This window comes from Brevibacillus centrosporus, from assembly GCF_003710815.1.
Lineage (GTDB): Bacteria > Bacillota > Bacilli > Brevibacillales > Brevibacillaceae > Brevibacillus > Brevibacillus centrosporus.
Window position 1 is genome coordinate 42,733 of record NZ_RHHP01000005.1, and the last position, 21,140, is coordinate 63,872.

23 protein-coding genes are annotated in these 21,140 nt (G+C 51.5%); 17 read left to right on the top strand and 6 right to left on the bottom strand.

Annotated features, from left to right (window positions below):
• The first annotated feature begins 8 nt into the window (after positions 1-8).
• A complete protein-coding gene (locus EDM55_RS06535) occupies positions 9-1,160 on the top strand; it encodes a GerAB/ArcD/ProY family transporter (RefSeq protein WP_092275987.1) in 1,152 nt (383 codons plus the stop codon).
• Between the two features lie 51 nt (positions 1,161-1,211).
• Here the strand turns inward: EDM55_RS06535 and sspI are convergent, their stop codons facing one another.
• The gene (gene sspI, locus EDM55_RS06540; RefSeq protein ID WP_122924651.1) at positions 1,212-1,448 is read right to left on the bottom strand and encodes a small acid-soluble spore protein SspI; all 237 of its coding nucleotides are present in this window, start codon (positions 1,446-1,448) and stop codon (positions 1,212-1,214) included.
• Between the two features lie 158 nt (positions 1,449-1,606).
• Here sspI and EDM55_RS06545 point away from each other — a divergent pair, with 158 nt between their 5' ends.
• Positions 1,607-2,260 (top strand): potassium channel family protein, encoded by a 654-nt coding sequence (locus EDM55_RS06545; protein WP_092274342.1) that lies wholly within the window; start codon positions 1,607-1,609, stop codon positions 2,258-2,260.
• A gap of 4 nt (positions 2,261-2,264) precedes the next feature.
• Positions 2,265-3,092 carry a TrmH family RNA methyltransferase gene (locus EDM55_RS06550; RefSeq protein ID WP_092274339.1) on the top strand — a complete coding sequence of 276 codons (828 nt, stop codon included), beginning with the start codon at positions 2,265-2,267 and terminating at the stop codon, positions 3,090-3,092.
• Here EDM55_RS06550 and EDM55_RS06555 read toward each other — a convergent pair.
• Complete coding sequence (locus EDM55_RS06555; protein WP_122959902.1) at positions 3,089-3,799, bottom strand: DUF2225 domain-containing protein; 711 nt, start codon at positions 3,797-3,799, stop codon at positions 3,089-3,091. The two genes, EDM55_RS06550 and EDM55_RS06555, sit on opposite strands and share 4 nt — an antisense overlap.
• A gap of 546 nt (positions 3,800-4,345) precedes the next feature.
• Between EDM55_RS06555 and pheS the strand changes: the two genes are divergently transcribed.
• The 7 genes from pheS to EDM55_RS06590 all read left to right on the top strand — a co-directional run bounded on the left by pheS (position 4,346) and on the right by EDM55_RS06590 (position 10,734).
• Positions 4,346-5,380: a phenylalanine--tRNA ligase subunit alpha gene (pheS, locus tag EDM55_RS06565; protein WP_092274329.1), complete on the top strand. Its 1,035-nt coding sequence runs from the start codon at positions 4,346-4,348 to the stop codon at positions 5,378-5,380.
• 15 nt (positions 5,381-5,395) lie between these two features.
• Entirely contained in the window at positions 5,396-7,819 is a 2,424-nt protein-coding gene (gene pheT / locus EDM55_RS06570) for a phenylalanine--tRNA ligase subunit beta (RefSeq protein WP_122959903.1), read from the top strand.
• 80 nt (positions 7,820-7,899) lie between these two features.
• Positions 7,900-8,175, top strand: coding sequence for a cell division protein ZapA (zapA, locus tag EDM55_RS06575; protein ID WP_092274322.1), 276 nt, complete (start codon positions 7,900-7,902; stop codon positions 8,173-8,175).
• A gap of 140 nt (positions 8,176-8,315) precedes the next feature.
• Positions 8,316-9,161, top strand: coding sequence for an ATP-dependent sacrificial sulfur transferase LarE (gene larE, locus EDM55_RS06580; protein WP_092274319.1), 846 nt, complete (start codon positions 8,316-8,318; stop codon positions 9,159-9,161).
• On the top strand, positions 9,154-9,900 hold the full coding sequence (gene larB, locus EDM55_RS06585; protein WP_092274316.1) for a nickel pincer cofactor biosynthesis protein LarB: 747 nt from the start codon (positions 9,154-9,156) through the stop codon (positions 9,898-9,900). Before larE ends, larB begins: the two co-directional genes overlap by 8 nt.
• 205 nt (positions 9,901-10,105) lie before the next feature.
• The gene (locus tag EDM55_RS31385) at positions 10,106-10,285 is read left to right on the top strand and encodes a VOC family protein (RefSeq protein WP_373863332.1); all 180 of its coding nucleotides are present in this window, start codon (positions 10,106-10,108) and stop codon (positions 10,283-10,285) included.
• Positions 10,261-10,734 (top strand): DinB family protein, encoded by a 474-nt coding sequence (locus EDM55_RS06590; protein WP_246071018.1) that lies wholly within the window; start codon positions 10,261-10,263, stop codon positions 10,732-10,734. The genes EDM55_RS31385 and EDM55_RS06590 overlap by 25 nt, the downstream gene beginning before the upstream one ends.
• Positions 10,735-10,822: 88 nt before the next feature.
• Here the strand turns inward: EDM55_RS06590 and EDM55_RS06595 are convergent, their stop codons facing one another.
• A complete protein-coding gene (locus tag EDM55_RS06595) occupies positions 10,823-11,197 on the bottom strand; it encodes a phage holin family protein (protein ID WP_092274311.1) in 375 nt (124 codons plus the stop codon).
• A gap of 208 nt (positions 11,198-11,405) precedes the next feature.
• Here EDM55_RS06595 and EDM55_RS06600 point away from each other — a divergent pair, with 208 nt between their 5' ends.
• The 4 genes from EDM55_RS06600 (at position 11,406) to EDM55_RS06615 (ending at position 16,095) form a co-directional block, all read left to right on the top strand.
• Positions 11,406-13,763: an endonuclease MutS2 gene (locus EDM55_RS06600; RefSeq protein ID WP_092274308.1), complete on the top strand. Its 2,358-nt coding sequence runs from the start codon at positions 11,406-11,408 to the stop codon at positions 13,761-13,763.
• 15 nt (positions 13,764-13,778) lie between these two features.
• Positions 13,779-14,189 (top strand): DUF350 domain-containing protein, encoded by a 411-nt coding sequence (locus EDM55_RS06605; protein WP_092274305.1) that lies wholly within the window; start codon positions 13,779-13,781, stop codon positions 14,187-14,189.
• Between the two features lie 37 nt (positions 14,190-14,226).
• Positions 14,227-14,532, top strand: coding sequence for a 2Fe-2S iron-sulfur cluster-binding protein (locus EDM55_RS06610; protein ID WP_092274302.1), 306 nt, complete (start codon positions 14,227-14,229; stop codon positions 14,530-14,532).
• Between the two features lie 264 nt (positions 14,533-14,796).
• Positions 14,797-16,095, top strand: coding sequence for a nucleotide sugar dehydrogenase (locus EDM55_RS06615; RefSeq protein WP_092274299.1), 1,299 nt, complete (start codon positions 14,797-14,799; stop codon positions 16,093-16,095).
• A gap of 70 nt (positions 16,096-16,165) precedes the next feature.
• On the opposite strand, the gene EDM55_RS30185 is transcribed toward EDM55_RS06615, so the two are convergent.
• On the bottom strand, positions 16,166-16,327 hold the full coding sequence (locus EDM55_RS30185) for a hypothetical protein (RefSeq protein ID WP_170184433.1): 162 nt from the start codon (positions 16,325-16,327) through the stop codon (positions 16,166-16,168).
• Between the two features lie 141 nt (positions 16,328-16,468).
• Between EDM55_RS30185 and EDM55_RS06620 the strand changes: the two genes are divergently transcribed.
• Both EDM55_RS06620 and EDM55_RS06625 read left to right on the top strand, forming a co-directional pair.
• The gene (locus tag EDM55_RS06620; RefSeq protein WP_092274297.1) at positions 16,469-16,669 is read left to right on the top strand and encodes a cold-shock protein; all 201 of its coding nucleotides are present in this window, start codon (positions 16,469-16,471) and stop codon (positions 16,667-16,669) included.
• A 169-nt stretch (positions 16,670-16,838) separates the two neighbouring features.
• Positions 16,839-17,450, top strand: coding sequence for a thioredoxin family protein (locus tag EDM55_RS06625; RefSeq protein WP_092274295.1), 612 nt, complete (start codon positions 16,839-16,841; stop codon positions 17,448-17,450).
• Between the two features lie 79 nt (positions 17,451-17,529).
• Here the strand turns inward: EDM55_RS06625 and EDM55_RS06630 are convergent, their stop codons facing one another.
• Together EDM55_RS06630 and EDM55_RS06635 are read right to left on the bottom strand one after the other, a co-directional pair.
• On the bottom strand, positions 17,530-18,357 hold the full coding sequence (locus tag EDM55_RS06630) for a M55 family metallopeptidase (RefSeq protein ID WP_092274293.1): 828 nt from the start codon (positions 18,355-18,357) through the stop codon (positions 17,530-17,532).
• A 139-nt stretch (positions 18,358-18,496) separates the two neighbouring features.
• Positions 18,497-19,630 carry a glycosyltransferase gene (locus tag EDM55_RS06635; RefSeq protein ID WP_092274290.1) on the bottom strand — a complete coding sequence of 378 codons (1,134 nt, stop codon included), beginning with the start codon at positions 19,628-19,630 and terminating at the stop codon, positions 18,497-18,499.
• A 127-nt stretch (positions 19,631-19,757) separates the two neighbouring features.
• On the opposite strand from EDM55_RS06635, the gene EDM55_RS06640 reads away from it, so the two are divergent.
• Positions 19,758-21,107 (top strand): glycosyltransferase family 4 protein, encoded by a 1,350-nt coding sequence (locus EDM55_RS06640; RefSeq protein ID WP_122959904.1) that lies wholly within the window; start codon positions 19,758-19,760, stop codon positions 21,105-21,107.
• Positions 21,108-21,140: the final 33 nt, after the last annotated feature.

The window sequence follows — 21,140 nt, forward strand, 5'->3', positions numbered from 1 at the left end:
GAGAGAGAATGAAAAGTCAACGGAGAGTCGTCAGCACCTGGCAACTAATCAGTTTTATGATTAGCTCGATGATTGGGGTCGGGATCTTATCGATGCCTCGCACAGCCAGTGAAACTTTAAATGAAATGGGATGGATGGGGCCGATCGTTGGGGGGCTCATCGCGATGCTGCCGTTGCTTGGGATGGTGTACTTAAGCAAGGAGTATCCCGGACTTACCTTTATTGAGTACAGCCCTTTGATTCTATGTGGAGAGAAGCACGTCAAATGGGGGAAAATTCTCTGCATCCCGTGGTTCTTCATCTTCTTCTCGTTCCAATTCCTAAATGCAGGGATGGTTGCCAGGGGGTTCGGAGAAGTCGTTGTGACAGCAGTTCTCCTGGAAACGCCGTTGGAAGCCATCCTGATCACCCTATTTTTGATCGTATTGTTTCTCTGTATGCATGAAGTGGATGTCCTAGTTCGCGTCAACGAGCTCCTGTTTCCCATCATGCTCATCCCGGTTTTCCTGATTCCTTATGTCTCCTTAACCAGCGCGGATTGGAACAATTTGCTGCCGCTGCATCTGGATTCGTTCGAGGCGCTCGTTGAAACCGGAATCAATACCTTCTCGCTCTATACCGGATATGAGCTGTTGATGATCTTTTTTGGTTTGGCGATGCCTGGAGCAAAAATCGGACTGGCTACCTGGATTGGACTCGTATTCACGGTCGTTTCCTACGCGCTGACGGCAGTAGCGGGCATCGTCGTGTTTGGCTATGAAGAATTGCAAAACATGATCTGGCCGACACTGGAGCTGGTCAAGACCGCAACCCGCACCGGATGGTTTCCGGAGCGGCTGGAATCTGCGTTTCTGGCGATCTGGGTCGCATCGGTGTTTACGACGTTGGGGAATATGTTTTATTCCACGGTGTACGGGATCCGATTGTTACTGGGGAAAAGCATTCGGTTTCAGCGAATTCTTTCGTTCGTGCTACTCATTCCTTTGCTGTACGTCACGCTTTTACCGCAGAGCATTGTGGAGTTCTTTGCCTATGCCAGGTACCTGACCTATTATGGATATATCAGCACGGTGCTGATTCCTGTGCTTTTAGCGATCATTCATTGGCTGCGAAAGAAGACTTTCGATGAGACGCAAGACAGCAAAAAGGGAGTGACATAATCGTCGCTCCCTTTTTGCTAGAAGCTGCCAATGCAAGCAGTCAGCGCTTTTCTACATCGGTTTTTCCGTCGTCTCCGGCAAATGGCCGGCGATGGTTTCCACCATTTCCTGGCGGGATGAGGAATCGCTGTTTTGCCACAGCACTTCAAACAAGACGCCGAGTCCGGGCAAGGTCTTTTCCTGACCGCTGGTAATCGCATCGGTGATCGTCTCTTCGACCGCTGATGGGTCTGAGCCCTGCATTTTGTACATGATGGCTTGACGAAGATTGAGCGAGGCAATGTTCATGACGGACCGCACACCTCTCTTGGGGAAAATGAAATCGCACTTAGTATTTGTCCCGCAGCGATGCCTCATACGTCTTTTGTAGGTGGGGACAGGGTTGTGTTATAATGCAAGGTATTGGAAAAAGCCGCTAGGTGAGCGGCGTGGAGGAGTAGATCAGGATGTCAAAGCAATTTGCCATTATTGGAATGGGACGCTTTGGTTCCAGTGTTGCCCGGACCTTGTACGAAATGGATTACGAGGTTATGGGGATCGATGAAAATGAGGAACGCATTAACGAAAACATTCAGTACGTTACCCATGCAGTCGCAGCTGATTCGACAGACGAGCGGGCTTTAAAGGAAATCGGTATCCGTAACTTTGATGTCGTGGTGGTTGCCATCGGCGTGGATATACAAGCGAGTATCCTTACTGTGCTGACGTTAAAGGAGCTTGGCGTGAAAAAAATCGTAGCCAAGGCGCAAAACGAACGGCATGGACAAGTTCTGTACAAGGTTGGGGCAGATCGAGTCGTCTTTCCAGAACGAGACATGGGAGTGCGGGTCGCCCATAATCTTATCTCGGCTAACGTCTTGGACTTTATCGAGCTGGCAGACGATTACAGCGTAGCGGAGGTCGTCGTATCCTCCAAGTTTGTGGGAAAGGATCTGCGTCAGCTGGACATCCGGAAGAATTACAGGGTTAACGTAATCGCCATCAAGAGTGGTGACAAATTCAACATCGCACCAAATCCAGAAGAAGTGATCCAATACGGGGATGTCCTCGTCGTTATCGGGAACAACAAGGATTTGAAGGCATTTGAGGAGCGGGCATAGAAACATGGCACAGGAAAGCATTACGTCGGTACAAAATCCGCAGATCAAGCGGCTGCATCAATTGCTGGAGAAAAAAGGGAGAGAAGCACAGGGCCGTTTTCTCGTGGAAGGAGCGCATCTGGTTGAAGAGGCGCTGAAGAGCGGAGCTGAGGTGCTGACGATTTTGTATGACAGTGAGCGGGATATGGACGCGGTCTGTAGACAAGCTTTGAACAACCACCCGCACAGCGTACAGGTGATTGCCGCTTCCGCTGCCGTATTGGCGAAGCTTTCGGAAACGAAATCCCCGCAAGGAATTGTGGCGGAAGTAAAAAAGAAGCAGGTCAACTGGGATGACTGGATGACGGAAAAGGCGGCAGGGCAAGAGGGGATGCTGCTGTTGCTGCTCGATGAAATCCAGGATCCGGGCAATCTGGGGACGATCTTGCGCACGGCGGAAGCTGCGGGAGTCGATGGCGTCGTTTTAGGAAAAGGCAGTGTCGATCTGTACAATGGGAAAGTGATGCGTTCGACGATGGGGGCATTATTCAGGCTGCCGGTGTTCACGCGTTCCTTGCCTGAAGTAGCCGATGAGTGGCAGGCGCAGGGCGGGCAGCTGCTCGTATCGACCCTCCATGAGCAAAGTATTTCATACGATGCCGTTCCCTACGCACAAAAAGCAGCTATCGTGATTGGCAATGAAGGACGAGGTGTATCTGCCGCAATGGTAGAGCGGGCGGATTACCTGGTCCACATCCCAATTTACGGACGAGCGGAATCATTGAATGCCGCTGTGGCAGCGGGTGTGTTTGTGTATGAGGCCCAGCGAAAAAGAAAAGATCGGCTCATTTAGCCGATCTTTTGCTTTTCTTTATATTCTTCGCGAGCCAGCTGCCATTGATCCTGGGCCATGCGGATAATCCCGCTTTCCATGGTCGTATTTCGAAAGGCGAGAGCTTTGCCGAAGTATTTGATGGCGAGATCAAATTTTTTCAGACGGCGATACAGCTCACCGATCAAGTACAAGAGGCGAACCTCGGACATTTCCTTGTCTCCCTGCGTATAGTCGGAGTGTATGTAAGACAGTTCGTACTCATCGACGGCCATACCCAGAAAGCGCAGCTCTTCCTCTGATTTCTCCAGGGAGCGGTACAGCCAAGCCAGCCTCAGGTATAGACCTGCTTTCACGGAATGGGGCTGATCGGTTATTTCTGCCGCGTATATCGCGAGCTTGTAGCTGACGATCGCTTCCGGGACTTGCCGGATCGAACCAAAGTCTTTTGGAGTCCATTTCGACGAGATCTGCTCTTCCACCGCTTGCTTTTCCCATGGGCTGAGCTTGGGCTTGAACTGGTCCGTGAAGGCAAAGCCGCATGCCGGGCAAACGTTTACCGTATAGAGAATGGGATTGAGTGACTGCTCCTTGAAACGGGTATAAAAATCAGAATCGCGATGTGCCATTGCGAGCGAACCGCCGCGAATTCGCTTGGTTGAAAAGGGAGTCTGGCAATGCCGGCATGTGCAAGACCTGTCGTATAATGCGGAAACCTTATCGATCATGGCAAAAGTCCCCTTTCTCTTATAAAAATCGATCGGTCTGGAAATGCTGATCTATATGTACGATTTGTGCAATTGAAAGTTTGCTTTTCTTACGCTATAATTTCCCTACGTCTAATTATAACGTAAAGCCATGACGGAGAATAGTACGCAGGTCCTACATGTTTTCAGGGAGAGGATGCCACAGACTGAGAGCATCTTTAGCACTGTAGCTGCCGAATTCACTCCATAGCCGCACTCTGAACCGTTTTTACGCAGTAGGAGCCAGCCGGGTCACGCCCGTTACCAGTGGTCTTGAGTGAGACAATAGTCACGCCGGAAAGTAGGCTTGTGGACTTGTCTAACAAGGGTGGTACCGCGAGAAAAAAAGTAACTCGTCCCTTTTGAGGGGCGGGTTTTTCTTTTTTTTTCAACGTATAGGAATTATAAGCGTTACGCTTATGAATTCCGGAGCGCATGGAAACTTACCGCAAAAACGCGGTCGCTCCTCCTTGAATAGGCCTCGATAAAGGGTTTACTTACCAAAAACCAATAAAGGAGCGATACGAAGTGCAAACTCGGTTGCAAGAGATGAAAGACGCCGCACTGGGCCAGATCAGCCAAGTGACGGAAAGTGCACAACTTCAGGAATTGCGAGTCAAGTACCTGGGGAAAAAAGGGGAGCTGACAGAGCTTTTGCGCGGCATGGGAAGCCTCTCCGCAGAAGAGCGTCCACTGGTAGGCCAACTGGTCAATGAAGTGCGAGAAGCGCTGGAGTCTGCTTTTTCTGGTAAACAGCAGCAGCTCGAAGAAGCGGCATTGAACGCAAAGCTTACGTCGCAGACAGTAGACGTGACCCTGCCAGGCCGTCCTGTTCCAGCAGGAAGCATGCATCCACTCTCCCGCATCATTGAAGAAATTGAAGACATTTTCGTGGGGCTGGGCTTTGAGGTAGCAGAGGGTCCAGAGGTGGAGATGGATCACTTCAACTTCGAAATGCTCAACCTGCCAAAGGATCACCCGGCACGTGATATGCAAGATACATTCTACGTGACCGATGAGATCCTGCTGCGTACGCATACCTCCCCTGTACAGGCGCGTACGATGCTGAAAAAAGAAGGCAAAACACCGGTGAAAATCATCTGCCCGGGTAAAGTGTTCCGCCGTGATGACGACGACGCGACTCACTCCCATCAATTCACGCAGATAGAGGGTCTGGTCATCGATAAAAATATCGGGATGAGTGATTTGAAAGGCATTTTGCTGACTTTCGCTCGCCAAATGTTCGGTGAGAATCAGCAGGTTCGTCTGCGTCCGAGCTTCTTCCCGTTCACAGAGCCTAGCGCAGAGGTTGACCTGCAGTGCTTCAACTGTGGAGGACATGGCTGCCGCGTTTGTAAGCAAACAGGCTGGATCGAGATCCTCGGCTCCGGTATGGTCCACCCGCGCGTATTGGAGATGGCGGGCTACAACCCGGAAGAAGTGAGCGGCTTTGCATTCGGTATGGGAGTAGAACGCATCGCGATGCTGAAATACGGCGTAGAAGACATTCGCCATTTTTATACAAACGACGTTCGTTTCTTGCGTCAGTTCAATCGAGAGTAGAGAGGAGAGGCAAAGATGAAGGTATCATACCAATGGTTATCGGAATACGTGGATCTGAGTGATTGCACGCCTCAAGAGCTGGCGGAAAAGCTGACTCGCAGTGGGGTAGAGGTAGATGCAGTTGAATCGCGCAATGCTGGCGTTTCTGGCTGTGTGATCGGTTATGTGAAGGAGCGCAGCAAGCACCCGGATGCGGACCGCTTGAACGTATGTATCGTAGATGCCGGCCAAGAGCAGGATCTGCAAATCGTTTGCGGTGCGCCAAACGTAGACAAAGGACAAAAGGTAATCGTAGCCCTGATCGGTGCCAAACTGCCAGGCGGCTTGAACATCAAGCGCTCGAAACTGCGCGGAGTAGAATCTCAAGGGATGATTTGCTCGGCAAAAGAACTGGGTCTCAACGACAAGCTGCTGGCAAAAGATCAGCAAGAAGGCATCATGGTCCTGCCAGAAGATGCGGAAATCGGAATGGATGCCGTATCTTATCTGGGACTGGACGATTCTATTCTGGAGCTGGGCCTCACGCCAAACCGCTCCGATTGCTTGAGCATGCTGGGTGTTGCCTATGAGGTAGGTGCGATCCTAGGAAAAGAAGTGCTGCTGCCGCAAATCGACCTCGTAGAAAGCGACGAGCAAAATCCGCTTCGCGTGAAAATCGATGCGAGTGCAGAGTGCTACCAATACCATGGACGTCATTTCAAGAACGCGAAAATTGCAAGCTCTCCGCAATGGATGAAAAACCGTCTGATGGCCGCGGGTGTACGCCCAATCAACAACGTGGTGGACGTAACCAACTACGTTCTGCTCGAATACGGTCAGCCTCTCCATGCTTTCGACGCGGGACAGGTAGCGGATCGTTCCATCATCGTACGTCTTGCACAGGAAGGCGAAACGCTAGTGACGCTGGACGATCAGGAGCGCAAGCTGGACGCGCAAACCCTGTTGATCACGGATCCCACCAAAGGCTTGGCGATCGCTGGGGTAATGGGTGGAGCCAACTCCGAGATCACAGGTGAAACGACCGAGATCATTTTGGAGGCAGCTTGGTTCACGCCGAAAACCGTTCGTCGCACAGCACGTTCGCTCGGGATGCGCACAGAGGGCTGCGTTCGCTGGGAAAAAGGCGTAGACCAGAAGCGTGTACAGGAAGCGGGTGAGCGTGCAGCTTCCCTGATTCAAAAGCTGTCCGGTGCAACTATTTCCAAAGGAATTGCGTCTGCAGTTGAAAAGGAACCGCAAGCTGCCGTGGTTAGCGTTACTTTGGCAAAAATCAATCAGCATCTGGGGACATCGATGGTTGCCTCTGAGGTATCGCCTATCTTTGATCGTCTGCAGTTCCCTTATGAGACAGCAAACGACAGCTGGACGGTAACCGTGCCAACCCGCCGTGGCGACGTCACCCTGCCGGAGGACCTGGTAGAGGAAGTGGCTCGCTTGTACGGCTACGACAACATCCCGACTAGCTTGCCGAGCGGAGTGACCAGTCAAGGCTTCCTGACACCTGAGCAGCAGCTGCGCCGTACCATTCGCCGCCATTTGATCGGAGTCGGACTGAACGAAGCGATCTCTTACGCACTGCTGCATCCAGACCGCGTAGAGGATGCGGCAGGCTTGCATCAGGAGCAGGTAAAACCGGTTGCTCTGCTCATGCCAATGAGCGAAGAGCGCAGCGTCTTGCGCACGAGCTTGATTCCAAGCTTGCTGGAGACGATCGCCTATAACAAAAACCGCCAAAACCACGATGTAGGGATCTTTGAACTGGGTCGAGTATTCCTTAGCACAGAAGAAACACTAACACAGCTGCCAGAAGAGCGTCTGTATGTCGGTGGTGCCGTGACAGGCCAATGGATTCCTCAAAACTGGATGGGTGCAAAACAGGCGGTAGATTTTTATCAGGCTAAAGGGATTGTAGATTCTCTCTTGGCGCGCCTCGGTATCCAAAATGTGCAATACAAAGCTGTATCTGATCTGAAGGGCACGCATCCAGGCCGTACGGCAGAAGTGTGGGCGCAGGAGCTTCGTTTGGGCTATGTGGGTCAAACCCATCCAGGTACGGAAAAGGCGTACGATCTGAACGAAACGTACGTATTCCAGCTGGATGTAGCGAAACTGGTTGAGGCCGCAACAGGTATGGGCTTCTATAACAAGCTTCCAAAATTCCCGGCTGTGACCCGTGACCTTGCTCTTGTCGTAGATCGCACTGTTCCAGCAGGTGCGCTGGAAGCGACAATCCGCGAGGCGGCAGGGGAGCTGCTCGAGTCCGTGACCTTGTTCGACGTATACACAGGCGAGCGGATTGCTTTGGATAAGAAAAGTATGGCGTTTGCTTTGGTTCTGCGCAATGCAGAGCGTACTCTCCAGGATGAAGAGATCCAGCAGGTGACGAATGCTGTTATCGAAGCTCTGAAAGTCAATACAGGTGCTGAGCTTCGCATGTAAGATAGCTTGACGAAATCTGACATTTTCAGTAACCTAAAATGGAAAAGTAGAGCAAAGGTCGCAGTAGGGAGGAACCCCTCGTGCAAGGTGATGGGAAAAATCGTTTGACGGTGGATATCTTTGGCCAACAATACCGGCTCAGTGGGAAAGCTAGTGTCAATCACATACGCATGGTGGCCGGTTTCGTTGATGATAAGATGAACGAAATCGCCAACGGTAACCATCGTTTGGACACGGCCAAAATCGCCGTACTTTCGGCAGTCAATATTGCGGATGAATACTTCCGCCTGCGTCAGGAGTACGAAGAGCTGCTGAAGATTCTTCAGGAAGATGCAAATGGAAAAGAGATAGACTAAAAGAGGGGCAACTGCCCCTCTTTTCACGTTGTACAGGAAGCATGTATAAGATTCTTGGCCAGTATAAGTGCAACTAAGGCTCCGCCACAAAAGCTTGGCGGAGCCAAGTTTTCCAATAAGAAAACAGGGGAGACGAAGGGATGAGCGTGCTTGCGAATGAAGCATTGGCGGAAAAAGACGAAAAGCTTGGACGTATTTTGCGTGAGATGAAGGCTGTCTTGATCGCATTCTCTGGCGGCGTTGACAGCACCTTTTTGCTGGCGAGAGCCGTACAAGAGCTCGGCGAATCAGCGATTGCGGTTACCGCTGCATCCGAGACCTTTCCGACAAGGGAATTCGAAGCAGCCAAACAGCTTGCAGCGCAGCTGGGTGCACGGTTTATGACCACGGAAATACGCGAAATGGAAAATCAGAATTTTGTCTCAAATCCAGTAAATCGCTGCTTTTTTTGCAAAGACGGTTTGTACGAACACCTGGGAAAAATGGCGGAGGAAAATGAGTGGCAGGCGATCATTTGCGATGGAGCAAACATGGATGATCAGGGGGATTATCGGCCGGGCCGGGTCGCTGCTGCACAAAGGGGAGTAAGAAGCCCGCTGCAGGAGGCAGGATTTTATAAGGAAGACATCCGCACGCTTTCCAAGGTAATGGGCTTATCCACTTGGAACAAGCCGTCTTTTGCTTGTTTGTCCTCCAGAATACCCTATGGCTCTCACATCACCTTGGAAAAAATTGATCAAATCGACAAGGCTGAGGGCTATTTGCTCAGTCTCGGATTTCATCAGGTGCGGGTCCGCCATCACGATACGATTGCGAGGATTGAAGTTGCCCCGGATGATTTTAGCCGCTTGCTGTCTCATCATGCACAAATAAACAAGGTTCTGCGAGATATCGGTTTTTCCTACGTGACACTGGATTTGTTTGGCTACCAGACAGGTAGTATGAACGCTGTATTGGGATCGGACGTGAAAAAACAGCATGGCTGATGTGAAGTGGATTTTGCAGGAAGTGCAGGCTGGCCGTCTGGATATTGAGCGGGCGAGTGAGCTTTTGCAAGCAGCGGGAAAGCTTGATTACGCTACATTGGACTTAGAGCGTGCCGAGCGAACCGGATTTCCTGAAGTGGTGTACGGGGCTGGGAAAAGTGTGGAGCAGCTAATTGGGATCATGGAGCGGCTGCGGGAACATCAGGAGCTGGTGCTGGTGACGAGAGTGAACGATAACCAGGCACAGCATGTCCAGGAGCGTTGGCCAGACATTCAGTATGAAAAGGAGGCTGCTCTGCTCATTTCCAGTCGAGAACGGCTAAAGCCCGTGCGCGAAGGTTATGTGGCAGTGGTGGCTGCAGGAACGTCTGATTGGTCAGTGGCGCAAGAAGCTGCCTGGACCGTACGCTGCTTTGGCAGTGAAGCGAGAGTCATCGCAGATGTAGGAGTGGCAGGCATTCACCGCTTGTTCGAGCGCTTGGAGGAAATCAGGGGAGCGTCCGTGGTCGTCTGTGTGGCCGGCATGGAAGGTGCGCTTGCCAGTGTGCTCGCGGGGCTGGTGGATATTCCGGTAATTGCAGTGCCGACCAGCGTTGGCTACGGAGCAAACTTCGGCGGCGTTTCTGCTTTGCTGTCCATGCTCAATTCGTGCGCTACCGGAGTGGCTGTCGTCAACATTGACAATGGCTTTGGCGCCGGCTACATGGCGGGAATGATACATAGATGCTCGACGAAATAAAGCTTTAGACTGGGAAATATAGTTGTAGACACGGAAAGTATAGGATTAGACTGGCGTGGGCGTTAACGAGCAGTTACGCGCAATTCGCGCGACGTGCGCAGCCTTCCTATTCACATTGACAATGGAACTGGCAATTCGTATGATCAAATTTAGAATTGTAAAAAATTGAAAATGGGGTCGTAAACAAAATTACCGAAATCACAAGATTGAGCCCGCGAAGGTTGGTCACGGCGGAGATGGCGCGCGGTTTCAGTTCACGATCCAAGTGCCGGACGTTGACCGGGTATGCGATGAGCTGGAAGCGCGGGGCGTTACGTTATTGAATGGACCGATAACGCGTTCCTGGGGGCGGCGGACGGCTTGGATCTGGACGGATATTCGATAGAGCAGCTGCGATTTAATTCCGAAGACGTATGGTCGGTCGGACAAATGTATATACACGTGATCGATGTGGCGGAAGAGTACATCGGGCATATTGAAACATGTACCAAGGCAACAAACGAAGAGCCTGGAGGCAAGACGGAAGTCGGAACAAAGGCACTTGCCGAAAAAGAGTGGCCCAACATCAGTGTGAAGCTTGAGCAACCGCCAAACGCGACAAAAAACCCCGAAAGCAAGGATGAGATCATAGCCGGCCTGGAACAGGTGCTAGAGAAGTTAGCCCACTGGGAGTGTCGTGTAGATGAGGCAAATCCGGAATGCAAGGTGCGCCATGGCTGGTTTGGTTGGCTCAACGCGCGTGAATGGTTTGAGATGGTTGGTATGCACAGCAGGCACCATTTGCGCCAGAAGGCGAAGCTGGACGAGAAGCTGGCGGAGGCAGGCATAAGCTAGCCCGATTTTCTATAACTTTTTACTGCGAAAGTCTGTCTAACAGAAAAAAGAGCCAACCCATGAAGAGTTGGCTCTTTTTTCATTTCAGCTACGTCTCTTGCTTGTTCCCAGCGTCTCCGTTGTGCAGATCCATATGGGTCTTGATCGGGATGAACAGGTCGATAATCCCGATGACAAGCGAAGCGAGCAGCGCCCCCAAGATCGTTACGTGGAAACCGGAAACGATATACTGGGTGAGGTAGATAACGACGGCGCTGACGATGAAGCCGACGATCCCCCGATTGTAAGGGGAGATACGATCGCCAAACATCGCTTCGATGACCCAGCCCAGCAGGGCAATGACAACAGCTGCGAGAAGAGCTGTCCAGAAGCTGCTAACGGAAAAGCCAGGTACGAGAAATCCGACAAACATCAGGACTACGGCAGCGACGATAAAGCGGACGATATGGCGCATGATCGTCATGTGTACTCCTCCTTTTAAATTGTTTCATACTCATTCTGGCTCTTTGGGTGTCGAACTATGCTACAGAAGGGCGTGTAAAATTATCCTTGGAACGGCTAGCATGATATAATGGTTAGAACGAATGGCTCATACAGCCTGTGTTTATCATTCCCCATGATCAGCAGGTTCTTGTAAGGTGTGCCATTGGCGGAAAGTAAGGAGGATTTAAGTGGAACAACGAGTGTTAAAAACATTGGAATACGATAAAATCGTTGCTCTCCTGGTGGATAAAGCGACTTGCACATATGGAAAAGAAAAGGCGGCAGAGCTGCTCCCGTTTACACGTATGGAGGAAGTGAGCATCGCCCAAAGAGGGACGTCTGAGGCCGCTACCGTACTGCGTTTGAAAGGCAGCGTACCGCTCGGAGGAATCCGTGATATCCGTGGCCCTGTTCAACGCGCTCGTCTCAACGCGATGCTGGCGCCTTTGGAGCTTATGGATACAGCAAGTACCATTGCGGCAGGACGCAAGCTCAAGCATTTCCTGCTGGATATGTGCGACGACCATGAGCTGCCGCTGCTGCGCGATCAGGCAGAGCGGATCGAGGGCTTGCGAGAGCTGGAGATGGAGATTCGCCGCTGTGTCGATGAGAGCGGCGACATTTTGGATAGTGCCAGCGTAGAGCTGCGTTCCGTTCGGCAAGAAATTCGTCAGCTGGAAGCGAGAATACGGGAAAAGCTGGATCAGATGACGCGTTCTTCCTCGTACCAGAAAATGCTGATGGAAAGTATCGTGACGATTCGCGGAGACCGGTTTGTCATTCCGGTCAAACAGGAATACCGTCACGTTTTCGGAGGAATCGTCCACGATCAGTCTGCTTCGGGGGCCACGCTCTTTATTGAACCAGAGGTCATCGTCTCCATGAACAACAAGCTTCGCGAACTGCGTCTGCGCGAGGAGCGTGAGGTAGAGCGCATCCTGTACTTGCTGACTGAACAGGTAGCTTTTGCTGTAGAGGCGCTTCTGGAAAATGTCGAGGCTTTGACAGAGCTTGACTTTCTGTTTGCCAAAGCGCAGCTGTCCTGGAGTATGAAGGCGATCTGTCCGCGCATGAACGATCGTGGATATTTAAATTTACGTAAAGCGCGGCATCCTTTGATTCCCCGCGATGTCGTCGTTCCGGTAAATGTAGAGCTTGGTGGAGAGTATCAGGCGATCGTCGTGACTGGTCCCAATACCGGGGGGAAAACCGTGTCCCTGAAAACGATCGGCCTGCTTTCCCTGATGGCGATGGCGGGCTTGCATGTGCCAGCCGAGGAAGAGAGCGAGATGACGGTATTTTCTTCCGTGTTTGCCGATATCGGAGACGAACAGTCCATTGAGCAAAGCCTCTCGACGTTTTCCAGCCATATGAAAAATATCATTCACATCCTGGAAACGATGGATGAGAAAAGCCTGGTTCTGTTTGACGAGCTGGGGGCAGGTACAGACCCGACAGAAGGCGCTGCCTTGGCGATGTCCATTATCGATCACGTCATCGAGTCGGGTGCTCGTCTGGTTGCGACAACACACTACAGCGAGCTGAAGGCGTATGCGTACGACAAGCCGGAGGTCATCAACGCGAGTGTGGAATTCGATGTGGAGACGCTGCGGCCAACCTACCGCCTCATGATCGGGGTGCCAGGTCGCTCCAATGCGTTTGCCATCGCCAGACGTCTCGGGCTTCCAGAAGCAATCATCGATGCTGCGCGCGGCTCCATCAGCGAAGAAGACAACCAGGTCGAAAGCATGATTGCCTCCCTGGAACGCAACCGCAAGACAGCGGAGGAAGATCGACAAAAGGCAGCTGAAATCAGACGGGAAGCAGAAAGACTGCAACGTGAGCTGGAAGAAGAACGCGCGCGTTTTGCCGAAGAGAAAAACAAGCGGATGGAGCGGGCAGAAGACGAGGCGCGCATCGCCGTTCAGCTGGCCAAGGAAGAAGCGGAGACTATTATCCGCGAGCTGCGTGAGATGATGGCAGAAGGTGTGGAAATCAAAGAGCATCGCCTGATCGATGCCAAGAAGCGCCTCGGCAATGCCGTCCTCGAGCTGGACAAAGAAAAAGTGAAGAAACCAGCCAAGGCGGTACGCGCGACACAGATTAAAGTGGGCGACGAGGTCATGGTGACGAGCTTTGGGCAAAAAGGGACTGTGCTGGAAAAAGTCAATAACGATGAGTTCCTCGTGCAAATTGGCATCATGAAAATGAAGGTAAAGCGCGAAGACATGCACGTCCAAAATTCGGTGCAGCAAAAGCCGCAGGCGACCCCTTATACTTCGGTCAAGCGCAGAAGCGACAACATCAAGATGGATCTGGATTTGCGCGGCTACAATGTAGAGGATGGCATTCGCGAAATCGATCAATTCCTCGACGACGCCTTGCTGGCGGGGCTGCACTCCGTCTCGATCATTCACGGACATGGTACCGGTGTTCTACGTAAAGGTGTCCACGAGTACTTGCGCCACCATCGCAACGTCAAATCCTTTCGCCTGGGCGGTCAAGGAGAAGGCGGAGTGGGTGCTACCATTGCCGAATTGAAATAAACGGGAGGGGACACCATGGGGAACATGCTGTACAATCAATACTTTGCTACGGCTGCTTACTTTACCGTAACAGGGCTGATGATGATCCTGTTCCTATCCATTTTTGAGCTGGTGACGCGCTACCGTGTCTGGCATGAGCTAAAACAAGGGAATATGGCCGTGGCCATGGCAACAGGAGGGAAAATATTCGGCATCGCCAATATTTTTCGCTATTCCATTCAGGAGCATGCCTCGATGGGGCAGGCATTGATTGGGGCGACATTTGGGTACTTCCTCCTGTTGGTTGGCTACTTTATTTTTGAGTTTATGACACCCAGCTACAATATTGATGAAGAAATCGCCAAAGACAACCGGGCGATCGGATTTATCGCCATGGTTTTATCCATCGGCTTCTCGTACATCATTGGTGCAAGCTTGACGCGCTAGGAATAGGCATTGCGTTGATTTCTAGGGAGGGTGAGAGATGGAACAACCTGACTTGAAACAAAACGTTGTGACGGTTGTGCAGGGCGAAGTCGAGTCAACGGTATATTTGGCGGATGGAGACAATCTGCTCATGGGGCTGGTCCGCGCCAATTTGCCCGTGGAGTTCTTCTGTACGACCGGAAAGTGCACGACCTGTCGCTTGCGGGTGGAAATGACTGGCGATTCTGCAAAGCCACCCTCCGAGACGGAGCAGTATCGCTTGGGGATTGAGGCGATTGCCAAAGGCTATCGTCTGGCTTGTCAGGTGTTTGTAACGGGAAATATGCGTGTGTTTCTGCCGTGAAACCGTGATTGAACGACGAGGAAATCGAGAGTATAATTAGGTTTTGGCAGCAAAGCGCCCGGTTCCTTCTAGGGCTGCTGCCTAGGACTAGATGGAAACCTATGAGGAGGAACTAGCCTTGGAAACGTTATACAAGGTCCTTCTGGGATTATGTGTCGTATTTTTAGCGGCGGGGATTTACTATCTGTCGTAACCAATTTGCAGATGTCTGCGTAACAACTTGCGTGGACGATATCTAGAGAACGTGAAAGAGGAGATAGAAACATGACTCAGCCTGTACGCGTAGCTGTTGTGGGATTGGGGTTTGTCGGCTTGCCACTGGCACTTACCTATGCCATGAAAGGAGCAAGCGTGATCGGTATTGACGTTGTACCGCGTGTTGTCGAAGAGATTAATGCGGGGCGTTCCCATCATTTGGAGTCTTATCAGGGAAAGACCTTACCTGAAATCCTTCGTGAGCAGATTGACGCGGGGCGGTTCTATGCCACGACCTCGTATGCGGAAGCAGCGGCAAACGTGAATCATTATATTGTAACAGCAGGGCTGCCTGTTCATAACGGAGACCCGGACCTGGGACCGTTGAAAAGCTGTGCAGAAACGCTGGGCAGTGTACTGAAAAAAGGTGATACGGTCATGATCCGCAGTACGGTCGTGCCAGGGACGACGGAAGAAGTGGTTAAGCCCATTCTGGAAGAAGTCAGCGGCCTGGTTGCCGGCACGGATTTCTATCTGACCTATTGCTCAGAGCGCATTGCGGAGGGACGAGCCTTCGAAGAGTTCATCCACATGCCTCTCGTTTTGGGTGGAATCAACGAGGCAAGTGCGGAAAAAGGGAAAGAACTTCTCTCGTTTATTAGTGAAACTGACGTGACGATTTCGGATATTCGCGTCGTGGAAACGGCAAAGGTGATTGAGAACATCCAGCGCGATGTCAATATTGCCATGGTTCAGGAATTTGCCCGTTTTGCTGAGGCGTTCGGAATCGATACGTTCGAATTGATTAAAGTAGCGAATACGCATACCCGCGTAAACCTGTTGACGCCAGGGCCAGGAGTGGGAGGATTCTGCTTGCCGAATGCTCTGTACTACCTGCAGCCAAAGGCGAGAGAACTGGAAGTGAGCCTTCCGATCCTGCAGCAAGCTCGCATGACCAACGATGCTGTTCCGGAAGTGCTGATCAACATGCTGGAACGCGTGTTGAAGGAAAAGGGGAAAACACTGGCAGGAAGCCGTGTAGCCGTTCTGGGACTGGCTATGAAGGACTTCTCCAACGACGACCGTGTCAGCCCTGTCAATGATCTGATCGGGCTGCTCCAGACAAAAGGAGTAGAGGTTCGTTCCTATGACCCAGCTGTGCCGACACGATACGAGCACAAGGTAGATAGCTTTGAGGCGGCGGTCAAGGATGCAGACGCACTGTTCCTTACAGCAGTACAAAAAGAGTTTGCCGAAGCGGATTGGGCAGCGGTAGCCGAACAAATGGCTGATTCGCCGATCCTGTTTGATACGAAAAACCGCATCCCGCGTGACCTGGTGAGCAAGGCTACTGTGGTGCGCATCTAAAAGGGAAAGTACTCCCAGCGAAAAACCTCCACAGACACAGGTCACGTGGAGGTTTTTGCTTGCATGCCAGTTAATCCTTCAGCTCAGTAATGACCTCGGATGCGAACTTTTCGTCGGGGGTTGGAAACATCTGATACTGATGGCGAATCTCGATTTCCTTTTCGTCCAGGGCGGCTTGCTGCAGCTCAGCTTGCTTTTCGAGGTCAGCCTGCCTTTCCTTTTGACCAGCCATGAATCGATCACCTCCTGTACTTGTATAATGTGTTCCTCTAGAGGTTGAGCCATGCTGAATAGATTTCATCTGGAAGGGAAAGCTAGTCAAGGTAAGACAAAATTTTAACTTCATGTAAGGGTTACATGCTAGGAGGCAAAAATGGAACGCGGTAAAGTAAAATGGTTTAACAGCGAAAAAGGGTTTGGCTTCATCGAGCGCGAAGGCGGAGAGGATGTATTCGTTCACTTCTCGGCTATTCAAGGGGATGGCTACAAGACACTGGATGAAGGACAGGAAGTTACGTTTGATGTTGAGAACGGCCAACGTGGACCGCAAGCAACAAACGTCCAGAAAGTCTAACCAAACAACCAACAGACTCATTCCTTGAGTCTGTTTTTCTATTTTTAGCGGACGCTCAGCAAAATACGAAAAATTGACCATGACATTCCAGGAGAAACTGACCCTGTTTAAAGGGTCAGTTTTTTTGTAAGCTTTTTGTAACAATCGACCTAGCAAAGGATGTGCCGCAATGAACAAGACGTTGAACCTGAAACATAAAATAGGCCAGGGAATCTCACCACATACCTTCATGGAGAGCATGGAGGTCAGGACGATGGAGCTCAGCGGGATCCCGAACACGAAAGAAAAGATGATCGCGAATTACGAGCATTTCTCGTGGGCGAGTGCAGAGGAAAAAGCATTCTTTGGCTCCATTCCCGAGCACGAGGATCTTCATTGTCTCATTCTGTGTACGGATTGGTGTCCAGATGTCATCTGGAACGTGCCAGTGTTATTTCGAGTAATGGAACAGGCACGAATGACGACAGAAGTCTTGATAATGGAAGATCACTTGGAGACGATGGACCAATTTCTTACGGATGGTGGCCGGGCTCAGCCGATCGCAGTTTTTTTAAAGAGAAGTGGAGAGGTACTAGGCAGATGGGGGGCTCGTCCAGCTTATATTCAAGCAGTGATGGATCACTTTAAAGCCACACATCCCGATAAACAAGATCCGAAATACCAAGAAAGCCTGAATCAGACCTATAGGGAAATCGGGAAGCTTTACCGAGATGGAAACGAGTATCAGCGAGTGATGCTCCAAGAGCTAAGAGAGCTGATTCTTGGATGGGGTCTTCACTAGGCGGAGATAAACAAACAAAACAGTGGCAGTCTAGGATTTTGCGTCCATGACTGCCACTGTCTTATTGTGAGAAAGCCTTTTAGAAAAACTCAGCTCCCCCAGCGAGATTGAGCATGGAACGCATCGTTTTGTACAGGTCATGTGCGTCCTTCACGGTGTAATACAGGGTGTTGGTTTCGGTCTCATAGCGGGTACCTGGCGTGATCGCAGCCATTTCTGCTTGTCCGGCATGGGAAAACTCCACAGCCATCTCTACAGGCTCGCCAAATTCAAGCGGCGCGATGCTGCCGATCTGGGAGAGTGCCAGCATCGTTTTTGTTTTGAGCTCAGCCGTTGCAGCCTCGCGGGACAGACAGAGTGCAGCGGTACGTGATACGGCTTTCTTGACGACGGCTGTTGAGATGCCAGGGATCAGGGCCTTGGCTTCTTCTGCGATTAGCTCATCGCCGGATACCATGACGACCGGTACTTTAAACATTCCAGCGTAAATGGCATTAAAGCCGAATTCGCCCACGACACGCCCGTTGATATACAGGTTGCGGATGACACCGGACATCGTGTGGCTTAGTACACCAGGTACGCCCTGACGTGTGTGGTAGCCAACAAACAGGGCGGCGTCGAAGCTTTCATCCAGTTCTTGCATCATGGAGTAATTGCGAGGGGAGCCAGCCAGAAGCTTTACTTTTGGATGCAAGGACTCCCACAAAATATTGTTCATCGTGTTGTGGCTGTCAGCAACGACGATCTCTGTCGCGCCCGCATCAAAAGCGGCTTCAATCACTGCATTGGCGTCGTCTGTCATAAACTTGCGGCCGCGCTGGTAGTTGACACCCGCATCAGGATTGATATAGCTGTTATCGACGATGCCTGAGATCCCTTCCATGTCAACTGATAGAAATAGTTTCATCCGTTGTTCATCCTCTCGGGTATGTTTCAAAAAATTGCCTCAGTTCTATGAAACCAGATTGTTCGACAACAGGCAACTACGAAAAACCTTACGCAAAGAAAAAGCACGACGGCGTTTGAAAGACGACACGTCGTGCTTTTTAGTGGAGCATTTTCCGGTAGAGACTCACGATCTGCTCCGTCATTTTTTCGATCGTAAAGGAGCGTTCGACCCGCGATAAAGCCCGCTGGACCATCGCATCTGACAGCTCTGGCGAGTTCAGCAGCTTTTCCATGGCGCCTGACAAGGCAGATGGATCTCCAGGCTCGACGACCAACCCGGTGTCCTCGTGGAAGACAAATTCTTTTACTCCGCCGACATTGCTGGCAATGACAGGAACCTCCGAGGCCATCGCTTCGATGATGGTGTAGCCGAGACCTTCGTAAAACGAGGAGTGTACGAAGGCATCACAAGCGTGCAGGCATGCAGGAATGTCTTGGCGAAAGCCGGCAAAGCGGACGCGTGCTTCCAGACCGAGCTTGCGTACCTGCGCTTCCAGGCCCTCCCGTTCAGGACCGTCTCCTACGAGCACGAGGTAGGGACTGCTGGCGGTATTGGCCGCAAACTTGGAAAAGGCATCGACGAGGACAGGCAGTCCTTTCACCGGGACGAAGCGTGCGACTGTGGCAAAGACAAAAGCATCCTGGGGAAGCTCCCACTCCGTTCGCAAACGAGTACGATCCTCTTCGCGCAACTGATGTTGGCGATAGGGAGACAAATCCATTCCATTGTAGATGACGCTGATATCACGAGAAGCGACGCCCTGCTCGCGCAAGATGCTCGCCAAAGCTTCGCTGATCGCGATGTAGTGCTGATTCCACTGCCGGGTACTCCGCTCCATCAGATTGACGATCGCATAGGCGAGAGGGCTGGAATAATCGTAGCGCAGCGAGCTGTGGACGGTCGTCAGCATCGGGACTCTCAGTCCGCGGGCGGCCAGTCTGGAAAAGAAGTTCGCTTTGACACCATGTGTATGTATGATTGCTGGTTGAAAGGCGTGGAACGTATTCCGCAAAGCCCGGAGCAGTCGTAAGTCAAAGCGCCCGAACTGATTCAGCGTAAAGACAGTGATCCCCGCTTGTCTCAGCTTGCTGGCAAAGAGGGAGTCATAAAAGCAAACGACTGCTACCTCCACTTCCTCGACGGAAAACGTGGAGACCAGATTTAGGATATGCTGTTCCGCTCCGCCAAACTCCCCCCCGCCAATCACGTGGAGGACTCGTAATTTGCTCATCTAAATTCACCCGAATCGTAATAAAAAGCCATTTTCACTATAGCAGATGCCTGATAGATTCGCAATAAGCCAGGACTTATGGTATCGTGTATTCAGGAAAATGAAAAGGACAAGGACGGTTACAGAAATGAATAAGCGCAACGTGTTGATCATCTGCTACATCTTTCCTCCCATCGGAGGTGGTGGTGTGCCAAGACCTCTGAAAATGGCCAAATATTTGGGGGAGTTTGGCTGGAGAGTTCATGTGCTGACAGTGGAGCCTGCCTATCATGCCACGCTGGATCCATCTCTTTTAGCACAGCTTCCAGCTGAAGTGACCATTCATCGGGCAAAGGAGTGGAAGCTGCTGCCAAATCGGGGAGCAGCGGCAGTACCAGCGAAGCCGGCTTCAGAAGGAGTACCAGTGTCGAAGCCTTCTGCCAAGGCCGCGCTGAAAAAACAGGTGATCAACGTTCTGAAGAAAGCCAAGCCGTACTTGCTGATTCCGGACGATCAAATATTGTGGCTGCCGAACGCTGTGAAGCTTGGGCGCGAAATCATGAAGCGTGAGAAGATCGACGTGATTTTCTCCACATCGGGACCTGTTACGAACCACTTGGTCGCCCGCAACCTGGCGCGACAGTTTGATTGCAAATGGGTAGCCGATTTCCGAGATCCGTGGACTCAAAACATGCACACATCGGGGATCGCATGGCGCGAGCAGATGGAAGAGCGGATGGAAGCCGATGTCATGCTGGAAGCGGATGCGATCACGACGGTGACAGCGACGTTTGCGAAAAATTTTCAAGACAAGCATCAGGAGCGCATCAAGCGCCTTGAGCTCATTTACAACGGATTTGATCAGGCTGACTTCGAAGGCCTTGCGCCGAGCCATGAAGCACCAGGCAAATTCCACGCCGTATACGCTGGAATTCTGTATCAAAAACGCAATCCACGGCTGCTGTTGCAAGCCATTCGCGAGCTGATTGACGCAGGAGAAGTCGATCAAAATGACCTGCTGCTCAGCTTTGCAGGTGTGTTTGACTATCCGGGCTATTCCGAAAATCGCGACTGCGTAGAGAAGCTAAACTTGGGAAGCATTGTCCGTGTATTGGGCAACCTGCCGCACAAGGATGCCCTCGGATTGATGAAAGGAGCAGACGCCCTGCTGCTGATTGGCGATGTTTCTGCTGACGCAGGTGCGTACATCCCGGGTAAGCTCTATGAGTACATGGGGATCGGAAATCCGATTCTCGCTCTGAACAAGGCTGGGGAAGCGACAGAAATCATTGAGAAGTTCCAATTGGGCCAGGTTGCAGACCCTGAGGAAAAGGATGCGATCAAAGAGGCTTACCTGCAGCTGTACAAGGATTGGAAAGCTCAGGGGATTCGGAGCCAGGCGGAGCGCGGAGCCGACTTCGCAAGCAGAGTCAAGCCGTACGAACGCCGCGAGCAGGCGAGACAGCTGGCTGAGCTCATGACGGATCTGGTGGAGTAGAAAGAGGAAATCACATACCCCGTAGCCACAGGT

Excerpts from the sequence above, each read along its gene's own strand:
- EDM55_RS06535 (WP_092275987.1), top strand. The coding sequence starts at position 9 with ATGAAAAGTCAACGGAGAGTCGTCAGCACCTGGCAACTAATCAGTTTT.
- sspI (WP_122924651.1), bottom strand. The coding sequence starts at position 1,448 with ATGAACATTGCCTCGCTCAATCTTCGTCAAGCCATCATGTACAAAATG.
- EDM55_RS06545 (WP_092274342.1), top strand. The coding sequence starts at position 1,607 with ATGTCAAAGCAATTTGCCATTATTGGAATGGGACGCTTTGGTTCCAGT.
- EDM55_RS06550 (WP_092274339.1), top strand. The coding sequence starts at position 2,265 with ATGGCACAGGAAAGCATTACGTCGGTACAAAATCCGCAGATCAAGCGG.
- EDM55_RS06555 (WP_122959902.1), bottom strand. The coding sequence starts at position 3,799 with ATGATCGATAAGGTTTCCGCATTATACGACAGGTCTTGCACATGCCGG.
- pheT (WP_122959903.1), top strand. The coding sequence starts at position 5,396 with ATGAAGGTATCATACCAATGGTTATCGGAATACGTGGATCTGAGTGAT.
- larE (WP_092274319.1), top strand. The coding sequence starts at position 8,316 with ATGAGCGTGCTTGCGAATGAAGCATTGGCGGAAAAAGACGAAAAGCTT.
- larB (WP_092274316.1), top strand. The coding sequence starts at position 9,154 with ATGGCTGATGTGAAGTGGATTTTGCAGGAAGTGCAGGCTGGCCGTCTG.
- EDM55_RS06595 (WP_092274311.1), bottom strand. The coding sequence starts at position 11,197 with ATGACGATCATGCGCCATATCGTCCGCTTTATCGTCGCTGCCGTAGTC.
- EDM55_RS06605 (WP_092274305.1), top strand. The coding sequence starts at position 13,779 with ATGGGGAACATGCTGTACAATCAATACTTTGCTACGGCTGCTTACTTT.
- EDM55_RS06610 (WP_092274302.1), top strand. The coding sequence starts at position 14,227 with ATGGAACAACCTGACTTGAAACAAAACGTTGTGACGGTTGTGCAGGGC.
- EDM55_RS06615 (WP_092274299.1), top strand. The coding sequence starts at position 14,797 with ATGACTCAGCCTGTACGCGTAGCTGTTGTGGGATTGGGGTTTGTCGGC.
- EDM55_RS30185 (WP_170184433.1), bottom strand. The coding sequence starts at position 16,327 with ATGGCTGGTCAAAAGGAAAGGCAGGCTGACCTCGAAAAGCAAGCTGAG.
- EDM55_RS06620 (WP_092274297.1), top strand. The coding sequence starts at position 16,469 with ATGGAACGCGGTAAAGTAAAATGGTTTAACAGCGAAAAAGGGTTTGGC.
- EDM55_RS06625 (WP_092274295.1), top strand. The coding sequence starts at position 16,839 with ATGAACAAGACGTTGAACCTGAAACATAAAATAGGCCAGGGAATCTCA.
- EDM55_RS06630 (WP_092274293.1), bottom strand. The coding sequence starts at position 18,357 with ATGAAACTATTTCTATCAGTTGACATGGAAGGGATCTCAGGCATCGTC.
- EDM55_RS06635 (WP_092274290.1), bottom strand. The coding sequence starts at position 19,630 with ATGAGCAAATTACGAGTCCTCCACGTGATTGGCGGGGGGGAGTTTGGC.
- EDM55_RS06640 (WP_122959904.1), top strand. The coding sequence starts at position 19,758 with ATGAATAAGCGCAACGTGTTGATCATCTGCTACATCTTTCCTCCCATC.